This is a genomic window from Sphingomonas sp. Leaf25 (assembly GCF_001421635.1).
Classification (GTDB): Bacteria; Pseudomonadota; Alphaproteobacteria; order Sphingomonadales; family Sphingomonadaceae; genus Sphingomonas.
The window spans coordinates 122,938-138,972 of sequence record NZ_LMKU01000029.1 but is presented as its reverse complement, the minus strand read 5'-3'; the positions used below and the strand labels follow the sequence as shown (position 1 = coordinate 138,972).

Genomic DNA, 16,035 nt, shown 5'->3' with positions numbered 1-16,035 from the left:
CAGCGCGAAAGCGAAACGGCGAGCGTCATGGCAGGCAGACCTTAGGGATCGTGAACGTCGTCTGGTTCTTGTATGGCTGGTTCTTGAGCAGCGTGGTCGCGCTGACTTCCATCGTCTGCGAGAAGCCGAGCAGCCTCGCTACCGGGAACGGCCGGGTATAGACGACGCGCATCGTATAGCGGGCGATGTCGTCCGCGCCGCCCTGACCGGTGCGCGACGGATCGGTGTCGCGCACGCCATTGCCGTTGACGTCGTCGAAACATTCCTTGGAATCGAGCGTACCGTTGCCGTTCTTGTCATAGATCGGCTCGGGCTTGATAAGCGCGTAGGACGCGAAATAATCGCGCTTCGGATAGAATTTGGCGTCCTTGGCGATCAGTTGGATCGCCGTCTGCACCCTCTGGTCGATCGCGCTATTGCCCGAGGCATTGTCCTCCAGCGCCGAATCGCGTCCAGCCTTCTGCATCTCCCCGTCGAGAATCCCCTGGACGTAGGTCTGGAACATCAGATCGCCCAGACCCATGATGAGCGCCACCAGCACGGGAATAATCAGTGCAAATTCGATGATCGTGGCACCGCGCCGGTCGGCGAAGAGGAAGCGCGCGCGCCGGATCATTTCGAGATCCGCAGCATCGCGACCGCCTTGGCGATCTTGCGAAAGGTATCCGACAGGCCGCTGCCGGACTCGGTCGCCAGCGCCTGGTCGGGCGTGCTGGCGCACTGGGTCAGCTCGTCGGTGGAATCGGTGCCGAGCGCCACGGTCCACACATCGATATTGGCCGCCGCCGCCTGCTGGCACAGCGCGAGGAAGCGGGCGTTGTGATACGCCTTGAGATCACCGGTATCCCCGTTGGCGATGCGCCGGTCCCAAGCCTCCATGCCGTACAGGCCATAGAGGGTGTCGTTGGGCGACATCGCGCCATCGGTCAGGAACACGATAACGCGCTTGGGTGCGCCGCGCCCGCTCTGCACGGCGTTGTCGCTGGCGAACACGCCGGTGCGCGACAGCAGTCGCATCGCCCACAGCATGCCGGTGTCGTGATAGGTGCCGCCGAGCGGCGCGAAATCGGCGGCGTTGACGTAGGAGCGGACTTGGTCGCGGTTCAGTTCCGAAAGGCGCTGAACGGGCTTCCCGCACGAGACGTTACCCGAGTTCTGCATACCGACCGATCCCATCCACGGCCCCAGATTGGTGTCTTCGCCGTTGGTCGTGATCTGGTCAGACGTGGGATAATAGGCGACCTGCCAGCCATAGTAATAATACCAATAGGCATATCTCCGTTGATATTCGACTTCCGGCCACATCGGTTGCCAGCGCAAGGCACCACTGGGGATCAGGTTGGGGTCGAGGTTGGGCGGCGGATTGGTCGTGCTGTAGCTCTTCGATCCACTGTTGCTGCTGTCGGGTTCCTCGATACAGCCGAGCCAGGCCGAGGTGGACAGCGGGAAGCGGTTCGGCGTCGTGACCGCAGCGTTGCTGACATAGCCGCTGACATCGACGGGATAGCGATTGTAGGTCCACACCGGGGCCAGATTGCGATTGAAGTTCTGGCATCGTTTGGTCGAATTGTTCCATTCCTGCCCGGTACGGGTGGCGGTGCCGTCCGATTTGAAGGTTCGCTCGTTGGCCGGATCCCGAACGGAGTTGAAGTTCGTACCACAGGCGGACTGCGCGCGATTGACGGTGGTCGTGACCGTGCGTGACGCTTCATATTCGCCGGTGATCGTGCGTGACTGGTAGTCGGCAGTATCGCCCGCTCCATTGCCGCCGACGATATAGCTGGTTCCCATCGCGCGGACCGATGCGCCGACGTTGACCGTCGAGGTATAGGGAACGAACGCATAGCGGACACGCGTCGTCGGCTGTTTCGCGGCGGCCATGGTATCGAAGAAATCGACCACGGCGGTGCGCAGCGCGGCGATGCGCGATCCCGACCGTTCCGCCACCGAATAGCCCGTCGTGCCGACATAGCCGGGCGTGACATTGGCGGTGCTGGTTGCGGGGCGGCTGTAGGTGATCTTGGTCGCGGTGCCGGCATAGTTGCTGCACGAATCGTCGTCGTCGCCGGGCAGGCAGGCCATTGACCCGGTCGTGTCGAGCACGAACATCACATCGGTATCGGCGATGTCGAGCCGCGCCTCGCAGGTGGTCGTCAGCGTCACGTCGGCGGCGCCGAACATCTTCATCACCGTCATCGGCACGCGCGCGGTCGCGGTGCCGGCGACACGGTTCTGCGCGGTCCTGACAGGTACGAAGGTATAGTCGGATGCGCGCATCCACCCTTGGGCGATATTGTTGTTGAAGAAGTTGCGCGCCTGAAGCGTGGCGTTGGCGTCGAGCGTGTTGTTGCTCGAATCGACCATGAACTTGCGGCCGGCGAGGACGCCCGCGTCGCAGGCCTGTTGCAGCCGCGTCTTGACGACATAGATCCGCGCGGTGTCGACCGCCGATCCGCCCAGTGCGGTAAGCGGGATCATCGAGATCGCCATCATCGCCAGGGTGTTGCCGCGCCGGTCGCGCGACAGCCGGGTGAGCAGCGCGGCGCGGGGAGGCTCCTTCGTTCGCGCCGTCGTATCGTTCATTCGCCCCGTCCACCGTCGATGCCGCGACCGGTTCGCGGCACCTATCCCCTTGCGCTCTGCACCAATGGGGTTGACGCGGCGTTAAGGGCGGCGATGGACGAAAGTATGAGCAACGACCCCGAACGCGCGCTGGCGCTGACCTATGCCCCCGCCGCCCGCCGGCCTGCGCTGGCGGCGCTGCTGGCGCTCGACGATGCGCTGGGCGATGTGGTGCGCACCACGACCCAGCCGGCGATCGGGCAGATCCGGCTGGCGTGGTGGCGCGATTCGCTCAAACGGCTCGACAGTGCGGCCCCGCCGGCGATGCCGGTGCTGGAGGCGCTGGCGGCGCATGTCCTGCCGCTGGGGGTGAGCGGTGCGCGGCTGGCGGCGGTGGTCGACGGCTGGGACGTACTGATCGAGCATGAGGTGCTGGACGAGGCGGCGCTCCGCGAATTTGCCGAAGCGCGGGGCGGGATGTTGTTCGCGATCGCGGCCGCGGTGCTGGGCGGCGACGCCGAACGCGCGGCGTCGCCGGGCGAGGGATGGGCGCTGGTCGATCTGGCACGCTATGCCGACGATGCCGGGGTTGCAGAGCGGGCGATGGCGCTGGCGGGCGTATCGCTTGGGCAATCGCTGGCCGGCGTGCCACGGGCGCTGGGGCTGCTGGCGCTGTCGGCGCGGCTCGACCGGGTGGGGGTGCCGCATGGCGGGCCGAAGCGGGCGGCGCGGCTGGCGTGGTTCGGCCTGACCGGGCGGTGACTCTTGCGCCGTCGCCTGCTCCGCGTAGGATCGTGGCGAAGGGGAGCGGCAGATGGGGCGATTCTTGGCGGGGGTCGGGGCGGCGCTGGCGCTGATGCTGGCGGGGCTGTTCCTGTTCCGCAGCGATGCGGCGAGCGAGGCATTGCCGCCGCCGCCCAAAATGGTGGCGCTGGCCGATGCGCCGGCGGTCCCCGAGATGCAGGCCGATGCGCCTACCGCCTTGCCCCGTACCCGCGAGCAGAAGCGCTTCGGCCGCTACGACAAGGATCGCGACGGGCGGATTACCCGCGACGAATATCTGGTGTCGCGGCGCAAGGCCTATGCGAAGCTCGACACCAACGGCGACGGGCGGCTGAGCTTCGACGAATGGGCGGCCAAGACGACGACCAAGTTCGCGGCCGCCGACAAGGGGCGCGACGGCGCGCTCGACGCCGCCGAGTTCGCGACGACGGCGGTGAAGCGCAAGGCGCCGAAGCGGACCAATTGTCCGCCCGCGACCCAGCCGGCGGACGAAGGTTGACGTTCACGTAAACGTAAGGCAGCATCGCGCGATGGTTGCCGTTGCCGTGTCGCCGGAGTCCCCCTCCGACCAGTTTTCGATCACCGACCTGTGCGCCGAATTCGGCGTGACGCCGCGCGCGCTGCGCTTCTACGAGGATGAAGGGCTGATCGCGCCCGAGCGGCGTGGCCTTGCCCGCATCTATTCGCAGCGCGACCGCGCACGCCTTGCGTGGATTTTGCGCGGCAAGCGGGTCGGGTTCAGCCTCGCCGACATCCGCGAGATGATCGACCTGTACGACATCGGTGACGGGCGGCGGGTGCAGCGGCAGGTGACGGTGCAGAAGTGCCGTGACCGGATCGCGCTGCTCGAAAACCAGCGGCGCGACATCGATGCCGCGATCGCCGAACTGACCGATTTCGTGACGATGCTCGACGCGCTGCCCCAACAAACCGCGCCGCAGACGCGCGGGACGGAGAAGGATTGATCCCATGCCCAGCTATACCCCGCCGGTCCGCGATACCCGCTTTATCCTCGATCATGTGCTGCGCGTCGGCGATCATGGCAATCTGCCGGGCTTCGCCAATGCGACTCCCGACGTGATCGAACAGGTGCTGGAGGAGGGCGGACGCTTCGTCGCCGAGGTGCTGTTCCCGCTGAACCAGTCGGGCGATCTGGAAGGCTGTACCCGCCACGCTGATGGCAGCGTGACGACGCCCAAGGGGTTCAGGGAAGCCTATCGCCAGTTCGTGACAAGCGGCTGGGGTACGCTGGCCGCGCCCGAACAGTTCGGCGGGCAGGGGATGCCGCATGTCGTCGCCACCGCGTTCGAGGAATATCTGATCTCGGCCAACATGGCGTTCGCGATGTATCCCGGGCTGACGCAGGGCGCGACCGCCGCGCTGCTGGCCAAGGGCAGCCCCGAACAACAGGCGATGTACGTGCCCAAGATGGTGTCGGGCGAATGGGGCGGCACCATGAACCTGACCGAGCCGCAGTGCGGCACCGACCTCGGCCTCATCAAGACGCGCGCGGTGCCGAACGACGACGGGTCGTGGGCGATCACCGGCACCAAGATCTTCATCTCGTCGGGCGAGCACGACCTGACCGACAACATCATCCATCTGGTGCTCGCCAAGACGCCGGATGCGCCGGACAATGTGAAGGGCATCTCGCTGTTCGTGGTGCCCAAGTTCATCGTGAACGACGACGGGACGCCCGGCGCGCGCAACGCGGTGTCGTGCGGGTCGATCGAGCACAAGATGGGCATCCACGCCAATTCGACCTGCGTGATGAATTACGACGGGGCGACCGGCTGGTTGGTTGGCGAGGAGATGAAGGGGCTGGCCGCGATGTTCATCATGATGAACGCCGCACGGCTGGGCGTGGGGTTGCAGGGGCTGGGCGTCGCCGAGACGGCGTATCAGAACGCGGTGGTCTATGCCGGCGACCGGCGGCAGGGGCGCGGGCTGACCGGGCCGCAGGAACCGGACGAGAAGGCCGACACGCTGTTCGTCCATCCCGACGTGCGCCGCATGCTGATGGAGGGCAAGGCGCTGACCGAGGGGTTGCGCGCGCTGTGCCTGTGGGGCGCGCTCCAGGTCGACATCGCGCATATGGGTGCCGACGAGGCAAGCCGCGAACTGGCAGACGATCTGGTCGGGCTGCTCACCCCGGTCATCAAGGGCTATGGCACCGACAAGGGCTATGACGTCGCGACCAACGCGCAGCAGGTTTATGGTGGACACGGCTACATCGCCGAATGGGGCATGGAGCAATATGTCCGCGATGCGCGGATCGCGATGATCTACGAAGGCACCAACGGTGTGCAGGCGATGGACTTGGTCGGGCGCAAGCTGGCCAAGAACGGCGGGCGCGCGGTCCAGCATTTCTTCCGCATCGTCACCGAAGAGATCGCGACCGCGAAGGAGAGCGACGCGACGCGCGACTTCGCCGAACGGCTGGGCAAGGCACTGAACGATCTTCAGGCGGCAACGATGTGGTTCGTCGCCAACGGCATGCAGAACCCGAACAACGTCGGCGCGGGCGCGCATTCGTACATGCACGTCATGGGCATCGTCGCGACAGGGCTGATGTGGCTGCGGATGCTGACCGCCGCCGAGGCGCTGGCCGCATCGGGCGAGGGCGACGCGGCGTTCATCGCGGCCAAGCGGGTGACGGCGCGCTTCTATGCCGAGCGCATCCTGCCCGACACCGGCGCGCTGCGCCGCAAGATCGAGGGGGGCAGCGAGGCGGTGATGGCGCTTGACCCGGTGCTGTTCGCGCGGGGGTAGTCCCCCCGCTCAAAACCGTCATCCCGGCCTTCGCCGGGATGACGAAATCGATTACTTCTCGCGCTTCTTGCGATGCGTCTCGAGGTCGAGGACCGCCGAGTCCGCGCCCTCGGGCAACAGACCCAGCCGACGGGCGACTTCCTGATACGCCTCGACCTCACCGCCGAGGTCGCGGCGGAAGCGGTCCTTGTCGAGCTTTTCGTTGGTGACCATGTCCCAGAGGCGGCACCCGTCGGGGCTGATCTCGTCCGCCAGGATGATGCGGCTGAAATCATTGTCCCAGATGCGGCCGAATTCGAGTTTGAAGTCGACCAGCCGGATGCCGATTCCCGCGAACAGGCCGGACAGGAAATCATTCACCCGGATCGCCATGTCGGCCATCTCGTGCAGTTCGTCCTGCGCCGCCCAGCCGAAACACAGGATATGTTCGTCCGACACCATCGGATCGCCGAGCGCATCGTCCTTGTAATAATATTCGATAATCGTGCGGGGCAACTGCTGCCCCTCCTCGATGCCGAGGCGCTTGCTGATCGATCCGGCGGCGACGTTGCGGACGACGACCTCGATCGGCACGATTTCGACCTGACGGATGAGCTGTTCGCGCATGTTCAGGCGGCGGATGAAGTGCGTCGGCACGCCGATGTTGCCGAGCAGTGTGAACACATGCTCGGAAATCCGGTTGTTGAGCACACCCTTGCCGTTGATCGTGCCCTTCTTCTGGGCGTTGAAGGCGGTAGCGTCATCCTTGAAATACTGGATGAGCGTGCCTGGCTCGGGACCCTCGTAGAGGATCTTTGCCTTGCCTTCGTAGATCTGGCGACGGCGGGCCATGCGTTTTCCTTCGACGTGATGGTGCGGGGCGGCGGACCCCTGCGATAGAAGCCCGCCGCATAGCCCAAGGGTCACGCCGGTGCAATCAGGCGCCGCGTGCCACACGCCTGTCCCACAGCCGTCGGCCGCGCGCCCATAGCCATAGGCCGAGCAGCGCCACCGCCAGCGGCGGCAGGCCGACGCCGAGCGCCGCCAGCACTGTGCCGAGCGTCCAGCGCGCCGAGGTGACGGCAAGGTCGGCGGCATGGGTCAGCGGCGAGGTGGGATCGAAGCTGCGGATCGCCTGTCCGGCGCGATAGTCGAACACCACCGGCGTCGCCGCGAGCGACGCGCGCTGTTCGGCGATGGCGGTCTGCGCGATGCGCGCGGCGTCGATCGCGGTGGCGCGCTGGCGTTCGAGTTCGGCGCGCGCTTCCCGGCCGGTGCCGATACTGCGCGCGTCGATCGTGCGGGTGTCGGCGGTCGCGGCGTCGCGGGTGCGGGTCAGTTGCCCGATCTTCGTACCCGCATCCTCGCCGGTGATCTGCGCATCGAGGACCATGCCCTCGGCCGCCTCGACCGCGCGGATACCGTCGCGGCCGAAGGCGCGCGCCAGGTCCGGCGCCAGCAGGAAGCCGAGCCGCGCATCGACGTCGCTGTCGGCATCGCGGCTGTAGCGCATCGCGGTGATCCGGCAGCGGTTGATGCCCAGCCGCTCGCAGGCGGCGGCATGCGCTTCCTGCACCGCCGCGATCCGCTGGGCCGGCAGGCGAAAGCCATAATGATATTGAAAGGCCACACCGGGCGCGGCGGTGACGTCGACGCCGGGAGCGCTGTCGGCGGTGGTCGCATCGTCGGCGGTCGTGGTGCCGTCGTCGCGGGGGGCCTGACTGCATCCGGCGACGAGAATGAGGGCGAGGATCGAAACGGTAGCGCGCATGAACCACTCCTGCCTTGATTATGGCAAGAATGTGTCATTATTGGGGCATGCCCGTCAAGTCTTGGCCGTAATCAGTCCGGTAGCGCCAACGCCCGCAACGTCGCCGCCCTGACTGCGCCCCATGCGGCAGTGCCCGGCGCGATCAGTTCGACATGGCCGGCATCCGCGACCCAGTGCAGCCCGACCCGGTCGCCGGCAGCCCGCGCGGCGGTGACATGGTTGTCGGCCATGTAACCGGGCACGATCCGGTCGACGCGGCCGTTCACCAGCGTATGCGGCACGCCGATCGGCAGCAGCGGCGGGATCGAGGTGTCGGCGAAACGGTCCGGCCGGTCGCCGACCAGCCGGGCGATGACCTCCGTACCGCAGCCATTGGCCGGATCGCGTTCGACCGCCGCCAGATCGGGCAGACCGCCGACCGAGACGACATGGGCGATCGGCAGCGGATCGGCCGAGGCGAGCGCGCTGCCGCGTGGCAGGCGCGGTCGTGCCGCCAGCCACAGCGCGAGATGCCCGCCGGCGGAATGGCCGATCGCCACGATTCGCGACGTGTCGAGCGCATGGGTCGCGGCATGGTCGCGAAGATGGTCGGCCGCCGCCGCGACGTCGTGGAACGTACCGGGATAACCGCCGCCCGCGCGGTCGACGCCGCGATAGTCGATGTTCCACACCGCGATCCCCGCATCCCGCAGGTCCGCCGCCGCCCAGTCCATCAGCCGCCGGTCGGCGATCGAACTCTGCCAGCAGCCGCCATGGACCATCACGACCACCGGCCATCGTCCGTCCGGGCTGCCCGCCGGAAGCCAGAGGTCGACGCACTGAAGCGAATCGGGACCATAGGCGAAATGATGATCGGGCTCGGATCGCGGCCGCTGCGTCAGGTCGGGCCATGTCATCGGCGACGCGGGCGGTGGCGGCGAAAGGGTATCGGCCAAGGCTATGCTCCGGGTCAGTATCGGTATTGATAGTATTGTTGCACTATTGGAAACGTTCTCAATCAGTCGGAACGTATTTTCGTATAATAATTTTGCGAATTGAACATATTCTAGGTTAAGGGCGACGCCGTGGCGGGGGACGCCCGGAATGATTGCAGGACGTTAGGGGCCAGAGACGTGGGACGAATTCGTACGATCGAACGCGACGGTATTCTCGACGCGGCGGAGGCGGTGACGCTGGCAAAGGGACCCTCCGGGCTGACGATCGCGGCGGTGGCCGAACAGATGGGCATCACCAACGGCGGCGTGCAGTACAGCTTCCGCAGCAAGGAAGCGCTGATTACGGCGATGTTCGAGCGGTGGCAGGACGAATATGCGCAGCGGATGGCGGCATCGTGCGACGATCCAACAAGCGACCATGCGCTGACCCGCGCCCATATCGCCTACGCGGCCAATTATGACGATCGCTCGCGGCGCGGCGCGCCGAGCCTGCTCGTCTCGCTGCTCAATTCGCCGCAGCACATGGTCGCGACGCGCAAATGGTATCGCGAGCGGCTCGACGCGCTCGACATTTCGACCGCCGAGGGGCGCCAGTTGCGGCTGGCGTTCCTGGCGATGGAAGGCGCGTTCCTGATGCGGCTGTTCGGGCTGATCGAGATCGGGTCCGACGAGTGGCGGGGCATCGTCAACGACGTCGTGGCGCTGAGCGATGGCGAGATGCCGCACGAACAGGTGAACGCGCGGTCCTGCGCCGCCTGATCCCGGTTTGTTCCATTTCGCCCCTCGCATGGGGGGCGCTCCCCTGCTAAGGCGGGGGCAATGGCTACCGACCTGACCGACCCTGCGACGCCGATCGGCGTGTTCGATGCGCCGTTCGACAGCGCGCTGTCCGAACGCTACCTTGTCTATGCGCTCTCGACGATCACCGCGCGATCGCTGCCCGATGTGCGCGACGGGTTGAAGCCGGTCCATCGCCGGCTGCTGTGGGCGATGCGGCTGCTCAAGCTCGATCCGGCGTCGGGGTACAAGAAATGCGCGCGCGTCGTCGGCGACGTGATCGGCAAATATCACCCGCATGGCGACCAGTCGGTCTATGACGCGATGGTGCGGTTGGCGCAGGACTTCGCGCTGCGCTATCCGCTGGTCGACGGGCAGGGCAATTTCGGCAACATCGACGGCGATAATGCCGCCGCATATCGCTATACCGAGGCACGGCTGACCCAGGTCGCGATCGACCTGATGGCCGGGCTCGACGAGGATGCGACCGACTTTCGCGCGACCTATAACGGCGAGGAGCAGGAGCCCGAGCTGTTCCCCGGCATGTTCCCCAACCTGCTCGCCAATGGCGCCAGCGGCATCGCGGTCGGCATGGCGACGAGCGTGCCGCCGCACAACGCCGCCGAACTGCTCCACGCAGCGATCATCCTGGTCGATCAGCCGGAGGCGGACGATGCGGCGGTGCTGGCGCAGGTGCAGGGACCGGACTTCCCGACCGGTGGACAGGTGGTCGACAGCCCGGCGTCGATCCGCGACGCCTATGCGACCGGGCGCGGCGGCTTTCGCGTGCGCGCGCGCTACACGATCGAGCGCGAGAAGGGCGGCGGGTGGCAGATCGTCGTCAGCCAGATTCCCTATGGCGTGCAGAAGGGCAAGCTGATCGAACAGATCGCCGCGCTCATCAACGACAAGAAGCTGCCGATCCTGAGCGACGTGCGCGACGAATCGGACGCTGAAATCCGCATCGTCCTCGAACCGCGCAGCCGGACGGTGGACGCGGGCGTGCTGATGGACGGGCTGTTCCGCCTCACCGACCTCGAATCGCGGGTGCCGCTCAATCTCAACGTGCTCGACAAGGACCGCACCCCGCGCGTCATGTCGCTGCGCGAGGCACTGAAGGCGTGGCTCGACCATCAGTTCGTCGTGCTGCGCCGGCGCAGCGAACACCGGCTGGCGAAGATCGCCGACCGGATCGAACTGCTCGACGGCTATCTCGCCGCCTATCTCAACCTCGACCGGGTGATCGCGATCATTCGCGGCGAGGACGAGCCCAAACCGGTGCTGATCGCCGAGTTTTCGCTCACCGACCGGCAGGCCGAGGCGATCCTCAACATGCGGCTGCGCAGCTTGCGCAAGTTGGAGGAGATGGAAATCCGCGGCGAGCGCGCCAAGCTGGAGAAGGAACAGGCCGAGCTGACGCTGCTGCTGTCGAGCGAGGCGCGGCAGCGGACGCGGATGAAGCGCGATCTGGGCAAGCTGCGCGACCGCTATGGCCTCGATACGCCGCTGGGCGCGCGACGGACGATGATCGAGGAAGCCGCGCCGGCACGCGAGATTCCGGCCGAGGCGATGATCGAGCGCGAGCCGCTGACCGTCATCCTGTCGAAACGCGGCTGGGTGCGGGCGCTCAAGGGCCATGTCGAGCTGGCGTCGGCCGATACCGCCAAGTTCAAGGAAGGCGACGGCCCGGCCTTCGCGTTCCACGCGCATACGACCGACAAATTGCTGCTCGCCACCGATGGCGGGCGATTCTTCACGATCGGCGCCGACCGGCTGCCCGGCGGACGCGGCTTCGGCGAGCCGGTGCGGGCGATGATTGACCTCGACGGCGATGCGCAGATCGTCGCGCTGTTGAAGGCCGCCGCGTCCGACCGGCTGCTGCTGGCGGCGAGCGACGGGCGTGGTTTCGCGGTGCGGGTGGCCGATGTGCTGGCCGAAACCCGCAAGGGCAAGCAGGTGATGACGCCCAAGGCCGGCGCGCGGATGAAGCTGATCCGGCCGATCGACCCGGTGCACGACTATGTCGCGGCGATCGGCGACAATCGCAAGCTGGTGCTGTTCCCGATCACCGAACTGGCCGAGATGGCGCGGGGGCAGGGGGTGCAGTTGCAACGGTTCCGCGAGGGTGGACTGTCGGATGCGCGCACGCTGCGCTTCGCCGACGGGCTGCACTGGGCGATGGGCGGCGAGACCGGGCGGACCCGGACCGAGGCCGACCTGTCGCCGTGGCGCGCGGCGCGCGGCGCGGCGGGGCGGATGCCGCCGGTCGGCTTTCCGCGCGACAATCGCTTTTAAAAAACCATCCGCTGGTTTTCAGAAGGTCTTAACTACCGCTGCCCTACACCATCGGAGATGGGGTTCCGCCGGTCGATCTTTCCCGCACTGAAGGCGGCTGTTCCGCTTCCCGCGAACGAGGCGTCGGGCGAGGCGTTGGCGTCGCCGCCCGCGCCGACGGCGGGGCAGGCGTCCGAAGCGATCCTCGACCTGTTCCCGGTGCCGACCGCGGTCCTGACGATCGAACATGGTGCTCTGACGTTCGAGGCGGTGAACCAGCCGTTCCGCGCGGCGGGCTTCGGCAGCGATGCGGTGACGTCGCCGTTGATCGCGGTGATCGGCGAGCGGGTCGAGGCCTTTCTCCTGTCCGACGATACGCGCCACTCGTTCACGCTGCGGCTGGGTGACGCGATCGATTGCCGCTGTTTCGACGTGGTGATGGCGCGGCGGGCGATGGCGCGCAGTTTTCCGCGCTGCCTCATCACGCTGGTCGACCAGACGCCCGAACAGCGCACCGAGATCAGCCTGCGCCGCGAGATGAACACCGATTCGCTGACCGGGCTGCTCAACCGCGCCGGGTTCGGCGACCGGATCGACGAGCAGATCACCGACAGCAACCGGTCGAACTATGCGGTGCTGGCGATCAACCTCGACCGGTTCAGCCGGGTCAATGCCTGCATGGGATCGCTGTCGGGCGACGAATTGCTGATCTCGGTCGCGCGCCGGTTGAAAGGGGCGCTGCGCGGGCGCGACATCCTGGCGCGGACCGGCGGCGACGAATTCGCGGTGCTGCTGACGCTCAGCGACGGACCCGACGATGCGCAGCAGGTCGCGCGGCGCATCCATCAGGCGCTGGTCCAGCCGTTCCGCCTGTCCGACTTCAACATCCGCATCGATTGTTCGATCGGCATCGCACTCGGCGAGGATGCGATCGACGAAACCGAGGATCTGATCCGCCACGCCCAATTCGCGGTGAAGCGGGCGAAGAAGACCGGGCAGACCGAAATCTATCGTCCGCACCTGTTCGACATCGTCCGAAACCAGTTTTCGATCGAAACCGAGCTGCGCCATGCGGTCGAACAGAATCTGCTCCACCTGAATTTCCAGCCGATCTGCGACCTGTCGACCGGGCGGATCAGCAGTTTCGAGGCGCTGGCGCGATGGACCACGCCCGATGGCCGGTCGATCTCACCGGTCGATTTCATTCCGGTCGCCGAGGAAGCGGGGCTGATCGTCTCGCTCGGCCGCTGGGCGATGGAGGAGGCGGCGCGGACGCTGGCCGACTGGGACCGGCAGGCGGGGGGAAATTGCGGGGTTCACATGGCGGTGAACCTGTCGGCGGTGCAGTTGCAGCGCGACCAGATCGAAACGGTGGTCGCGGGCGTACTGTCGCGCCATCGGCTGGGCGGCGACCGGTTCGTCATCGAACTCACCGAAAGCGCGTTCATCGTCGATCCCGACCGGACGTTGCGCACGATGCTGGCGCTGAAGGATTTGGGGGCCAGCATCGCCATGGACGATTTCGGCACCGGCTATTCCAACCTCGCCTATCTCCAGAAACTGCCGATCGACAAGTTGAAGATCGATCGCAGCTTCATCACCGGCATGCTGGCCGATCGCGACAAGGTGGCGATCGTCCGCGCGATCCTCAGTCTGTCGCAGGCGCTGGGTATGCGGACCACCGCCGAGGGGATCGAGACGCGCGAGCTGGAGCAGACGCTGGTCGCGCTCGGCTGCGCGTTCGGGCAGGGCTATTATTATTCGCGGCCGGTCGACGCCGATGCCGCCTATGGATTGCTGACCGCGCGCAACCACTGATCGGCGACCGCATCGGCGATGGCTGCCGCCCGCGCCGCATCGGGGAAACCTTCGGCGATCCAGCGATCCTCGACCATCCGCAACGCGCGCGCGACATCGGGACCGCGCGCCAGCCCGCGTTCGACCAGCGCACCGCCGGTCAGCGGGAACACCGGCCGCTCCCAGCGCGACAGCCGCGTCGCCGCCGCCACATCGCGGCCGAGCAGCAGCCGGTCGACCGCGCCTTCCACGCCGATACGATAGCCCAGCTCCTCGGGGGCCATCGCCTCGTCCCGTCCCAGCGCGAGGGCGACTCGCTTGCGCTGGGCTTTGGACAGTTTGAGCCGTGCGGTGACACCTTCGGCCTGCGCCGACGTGAGCAGCGCGGCGAGGCGGCGGATCGCATCGGGCGCGACACCGGCGGCTAGTTCGGCCCCGGTCAGTCCGGCGAGGCGATCGGCGGCAGCGCTGTCGATCTCGGGCAGGACGGGGCGGAAGATGCCGCGATCGACCATCAACCGCACGACCCCGACCGCATCCCGCGCGACGAGCAGCTTGCGCACCTCGTCGGCGATGCGTTCGCGCGACAAGGCCATCAGGTCGTTGGCACGGGCGGTGCAGGCGGCCAGCCCGTCGGCATCGGGCGTATCGCCGAAGCGGGCGAGGAAGCGGAAGAAGCGCAGGATGCGCAGATGATCCTCGGCGATGCGCTGCAACGGATCGCCGATGAAACGTACCCGCCCGGCGGCAAGATCGTCGGTGCCGCCGAAATAATCGTGGATCGCCCCGCCCGACATATCGGCGTAGAGCGCGTTGATGGTGAAGTCGCGCCGCGCGGCATCGGCGCGCCAGTCGTCGGTGAAGGCGACCTCGGCATGACGGCCATCGGTGGTGACGTCGCGGCGCAGCGTCGTGACCTCGACGACGGTGCCGTCAGTGACGGCGGTGATCGTGCCGTGCGCGATGCCGGTCGGGATCGCCTTGATGCCCGCCGCCTGCAACCGGCGGACGACCTCGTCCGGCGCATGGATCGTCGCCACGTCGATGTCGGAGACGGGCAGCCCCAGCAGCGTGTCGCGCACCGCCCCGCCGACATAGCGTGCGCCGCCGTCATCGGCACCCAGCGCAAGACCGAGCCGGTCGAGCCCGGGGCGGGTGCGCCAGTCGGCGGCGGGAAGAGTCAATGCCATGTCAGTCGCCGGCTCAGGTTCACGATCATCGCGGCGGTCGCACCCCAGATGCGCCTGTGCCCGAAGACCAGTTCGTAATAGTGCCGCTCGCGCCCGTCGTGCCAGCGGCTGCCGGTCGCCAGATGCGCCGGATCGAGCAGAAACGCCAGTGGCACCTCGAAGATCGCCGCGACCTCGCCCGGTGCGGGGACGAGCGGCAGGTCGGGCGGGACGACCACCAGCACCGGCGTCACCGCAAAGCCGGTGACGGTATGATAGGGATCGAGCGTCGCGACCACGCTCGTGGCGGCCGGGGGCAGGGCAATTTCCTCCCACGCCTCGCGCAGCGCGGCGGCGGGCGCATCGGCGTCGCCGGGATCGATCGCGCCGCCGGGAAAGGCGATCTGCCCGGCGTGGGTGCGAAGTGATTCGGTCCGTTCGGTCAGCAACACGCCCGGTTCGGGCCGGTCGGTAATGGCGATCAGCACCGCCGCCGCGCGCCAGCCCTCCGCCGGCATGGTCGCATCGCCGTTCAGATCGCCGGTCAGCAACTCGCCGCGCGGTTGCCCGAGCGCCGCCGACAACCGCTCCGCCAGCGTCACGCCGCCTCGAACGGAAAGAACGTCCCTTCGCTCCACAGCCCGCGTGCGCCGTCCGGCCCGACAACCAGTCGCTCGACCAGTTCGTAGAACACCGGTCGGGCGATCAGCGCGTCGAGTCCACCGCGGACGTGAAGATAGGGGCGGGGAGCATCGGTGCTTCCTTCGATACGGATCGCGTGCGCCGCATCGGCGACGACCGGTTCGTCGGTGTTGAGCCGGAAGGCGATGCGCTGTCCCTCGCCCTCGCCCGAGAATTTCGCCTCGATGGCGATGAACGCCGCATCCTCGACCGCGATCGACAGTTTCTCGACCGGCGTGACCAGCACGTGGCTGCCGTCGCTTTCGCGCCGCAGGATGGTGGCGAACAGCCGGACCATTTCGGCGCGGGTGATCGGGCTGCCCTGATGATGCCAGCTTCCGTCGGCGGCGATCCGCATTTCGCTGTCGCCGCAATGCGTCGGGTTCCAGCGGTCGACCGGCGGCAGCTTCGCGTCGGCGGCAAGCCGCGCGACTTCGGCGAGGGAGAGACTGGCGAAATCGGCGGGCGGCTGCATCGGCATGGGTCTCCGTTACCGTGGCAAGGCGCGTCGCGACAAGAGCTTGTTGCCGTTTCG

The 16,035-nt window shown here is 67.2% G+C and carries 15 protein-coding genes; 7 read left to right on the top strand and 8 right to left on the bottom strand.

What is annotated here, in order from left to right; genetic code table 11:
* Positions 1-25 precede the first annotated feature (25 nt).
* Positions 26-616 carry a TadE/TadG family type IV pilus assembly protein gene (locus tag ASE78_RS12325; RefSeq protein ID WP_055760173.1) on the bottom strand — a complete coding sequence of 197 codons (591 nt, stop codon included), beginning with the start codon at positions 614-616 and terminating at the stop codon, positions 26-28.
* Entirely contained in the window at positions 613-2,583 is a 1,971-nt protein-coding gene (locus tag ASE78_RS12320; protein ID WP_056497638.1) for a TadE/TadG family type IV pilus assembly protein, read from the bottom strand. Before ASE78_RS12320 ends, ASE78_RS12325 begins: the two co-directional genes overlap by 4 nt.
* Positions 2,584-2,688: 105 nt before the next feature.
* Between ASE78_RS12320 and ASE78_RS12315 the strand changes: the two genes are divergently transcribed.
* The 4 genes from ASE78_RS12315 to ASE78_RS12300 are packed head-to-tail and all read left to right on the top strand — an operon-like array spanning position 2,689 to position 6,117.
* A complete protein-coding gene (locus ASE78_RS12315) occupies positions 2,689-3,324 on the top strand; it encodes a squalene/phytoene synthase family protein (protein WP_235515044.1) in 636 nt (211 codons plus the stop codon).
* 52 nt (positions 3,325-3,376) lie between these two features.
* A complete protein-coding gene (locus ASE78_RS12310; RefSeq protein ID WP_056497634.1) occupies positions 3,377-3,844 on the top strand; it encodes an EF-hand domain-containing protein in 468 nt (155 codons plus the stop codon).
* Between the two features lie 31 nt (positions 3,845-3,875).
* Positions 3,876-4,310, top strand: a complete 435-nt coding sequence (locus ASE78_RS12305; RefSeq protein ID WP_056497632.1) for a MerR family transcriptional regulator — start codon at positions 3,876-3,878, stop codon at positions 4,308-4,310.
* 4 nt (positions 4,311-4,314) lie between these two features.
* The gene (locus ASE78_RS12300; RefSeq protein ID WP_056497628.1) at positions 4,315-6,117 is read left to right on the top strand and encodes an acyl-CoA dehydrogenase C-terminal domain-containing protein; all 1,803 of its coding nucleotides are present in this window, start codon (positions 4,315-4,317) and stop codon (positions 6,115-6,117) included.
* Positions 6,118-6,168: 51 nt separating this feature from the next.
* Here ASE78_RS12300 and purC read toward each other — a convergent pair whose 3' ends face one another.
* The 3 genes from purC to ASE78_RS12285 form a co-directional block, all read right to left on the bottom strand.
* Complete coding sequence (gene purC, locus ASE78_RS12295) at positions 6,169-6,948, bottom strand: phosphoribosylaminoimidazolesuccinocarboxamide synthase (RefSeq protein WP_055760193.1); 780 nt, start codon at positions 6,946-6,948, stop codon at positions 6,169-6,171.
* A gap of 85 nt (positions 6,949-7,033) precedes the next feature.
* Positions 7,034-7,867 carry a hypothetical protein gene (locus ASE78_RS12290; protein ID WP_056497626.1) on the bottom strand — a complete coding sequence of 278 codons (834 nt, stop codon included), beginning with the start codon at positions 7,865-7,867 and terminating at the stop codon, positions 7,034-7,036.
* A gap of 71 nt (positions 7,868-7,938) precedes the next feature.
* The gene (locus ASE78_RS12285) at positions 7,939-8,802 is read right to left on the bottom strand and encodes an alpha/beta hydrolase (protein WP_235515042.1); all 864 of its coding nucleotides are present in this window, start codon (positions 8,800-8,802) and stop codon (positions 7,939-7,941) included.
* A 177-nt stretch (positions 8,803-8,979) separates the two neighbouring features.
* Here ASE78_RS12285 and ASE78_RS12280 point away from each other — a divergent pair, with 177 nt between their 5' ends.
* Genes ASE78_RS12280 through ASE78_RS12270 form a run of 3 tightly spaced genes read left to right on the top strand, consistent with a single transcriptional unit; the run spans position 8,980 to position 13,671 of the window.
* Positions 8,980-9,561 (top strand): TetR/AcrR family transcriptional regulator, encoded by a 582-nt coding sequence (locus ASE78_RS12280; protein ID WP_056497621.1) that lies wholly within the window; start codon positions 8,980-8,982, stop codon positions 9,559-9,561.
* Between the two features lie 60 nt (positions 9,562-9,621).
* A complete protein-coding gene (gene parC / locus ASE78_RS12275; RefSeq protein ID WP_056497617.1) occupies positions 9,622-11,874 on the top strand; it encodes a DNA topoisomerase IV subunit A in 2,253 nt (750 codons plus the stop codon).
* 57 nt (positions 11,875-11,931) lie between these two features.
* Positions 11,932-13,671, top strand: a complete 1,740-nt coding sequence (locus ASE78_RS12270) for a putative bifunctional diguanylate cyclase/phosphodiesterase (protein WP_082448278.1) — start codon at positions 11,932-11,934, stop codon at positions 13,669-13,671.
* Here ASE78_RS12270 and ASE78_RS12265 read toward each other — a convergent pair.
* The 3 genes from ASE78_RS12265 to ASE78_RS12255 are packed head-to-tail and all read right to left on the bottom strand — an operon-like array spanning position 13,641 to position 15,981.
* Positions 13,641-14,840 (bottom strand): CCA tRNA nucleotidyltransferase, encoded by a 1,200-nt coding sequence (locus ASE78_RS12265; RefSeq protein ID WP_056497614.1) that lies wholly within the window; start codon positions 14,838-14,840, stop codon positions 13,641-13,643. The genes ASE78_RS12270 and ASE78_RS12265 overlap by 31 nt on opposite strands.
* The gene (locus ASE78_RS12260; RefSeq protein ID WP_056497611.1) at positions 14,831-15,421 is read right to left on the bottom strand and encodes a CoA pyrophosphatase; all 591 of its coding nucleotides are present in this window, start codon (positions 15,419-15,421) and stop codon (positions 14,831-14,833) included. The genes ASE78_RS12265 and ASE78_RS12260 overlap by 10 nt, the downstream gene beginning before the upstream one ends.
* Positions 15,418-15,981, bottom strand: coding sequence for a DUF1285 domain-containing protein (locus tag ASE78_RS12255; RefSeq protein ID WP_056497607.1), 564 nt, complete (start codon positions 15,979-15,981; stop codon positions 15,418-15,420). Before ASE78_RS12255 ends, ASE78_RS12260 begins: the two co-directional genes overlap by 4 nt.
* Positions 15,982-16,035 lie beyond the last annotated feature (54 nt).

What these genes read in the sequence shown, in the direction of transcription:
- ASE78_RS12325 (WP_055760173.1), bottom strand. Translation starts at nt 616, where the DNA reads ATGATCCGGCGCGCGCGCTTCCTCTTCGCCGACCGGCGCGGTGCCACG.
- ASE78_RS12320 (WP_056497638.1), bottom strand. Translation starts at nt 2,583, where the DNA reads ATGAACGATACGACGGCGCGAACGAAGGAGCCTCCCCGCGCCGCGCTG.
- ASE78_RS12315 (WP_235515044.1), top strand. Translation starts at nt 2,689, where the DNA reads ATGAGCAACGACCCCGAACGCGCGCTGGCGCTGACCTATGCCCCCGCC.
- ASE78_RS12310 (WP_056497634.1), top strand. Translation starts at nt 3,377, where the DNA reads ATGGGGCGATTCTTGGCGGGGGTCGGGGCGGCGCTGGCGCTGATGCTG.
- ASE78_RS12305 (WP_056497632.1), top strand. Translation starts at nt 3,876, where the DNA reads ATGGTTGCCGTTGCCGTGTCGCCGGAGTCCCCCTCCGACCAGTTTTCG.
- ASE78_RS12300 (WP_056497628.1), top strand. Translation starts at nt 4,315, where the DNA reads ATGCCCAGCTATACCCCGCCGGTCCGCGATACCCGCTTTATCCTCGAT.
- purC (WP_055760193.1), bottom strand. Translation starts at nt 6,948, where the DNA reads ATGGCCCGCCGTCGCCAGATCTACGAAGGCAAGGCAAAGATCCTCTAC.
- ASE78_RS12290 (WP_056497626.1), bottom strand. Translation starts at nt 7,867, where the DNA reads ATGCGCGCTACCGTTTCGATCCTCGCCCTCATTCTCGTCGCCGGATGC.
- parC (WP_056497617.1), top strand. Translation starts at nt 9,622, where the DNA reads ATGGCTACCGACCTGACCGACCCTGCGACGCCGATCGGCGTGTTCGAT.
- ASE78_RS12270 (WP_082448278.1), top strand. Translation starts at nt 11,932, where the DNA reads ATGGGGTTCCGCCGGTCGATCTTTCCCGCACTGAAGGCGGCTGTTCCG.
- ASE78_RS12265 (WP_056497614.1), bottom strand. Translation starts at nt 14,840, where the DNA reads ATGGCATTGACTCTTCCCGCCGCCGACTGGCGCACCCGCCCCGGGCTC.
- ASE78_RS12255 (WP_056497607.1), bottom strand. Translation starts at nt 15,981, where the DNA reads ATGCCGATGCAGCCGCCCGCCGATTTCGCCAGTCTCTCCCTCGCCGAA.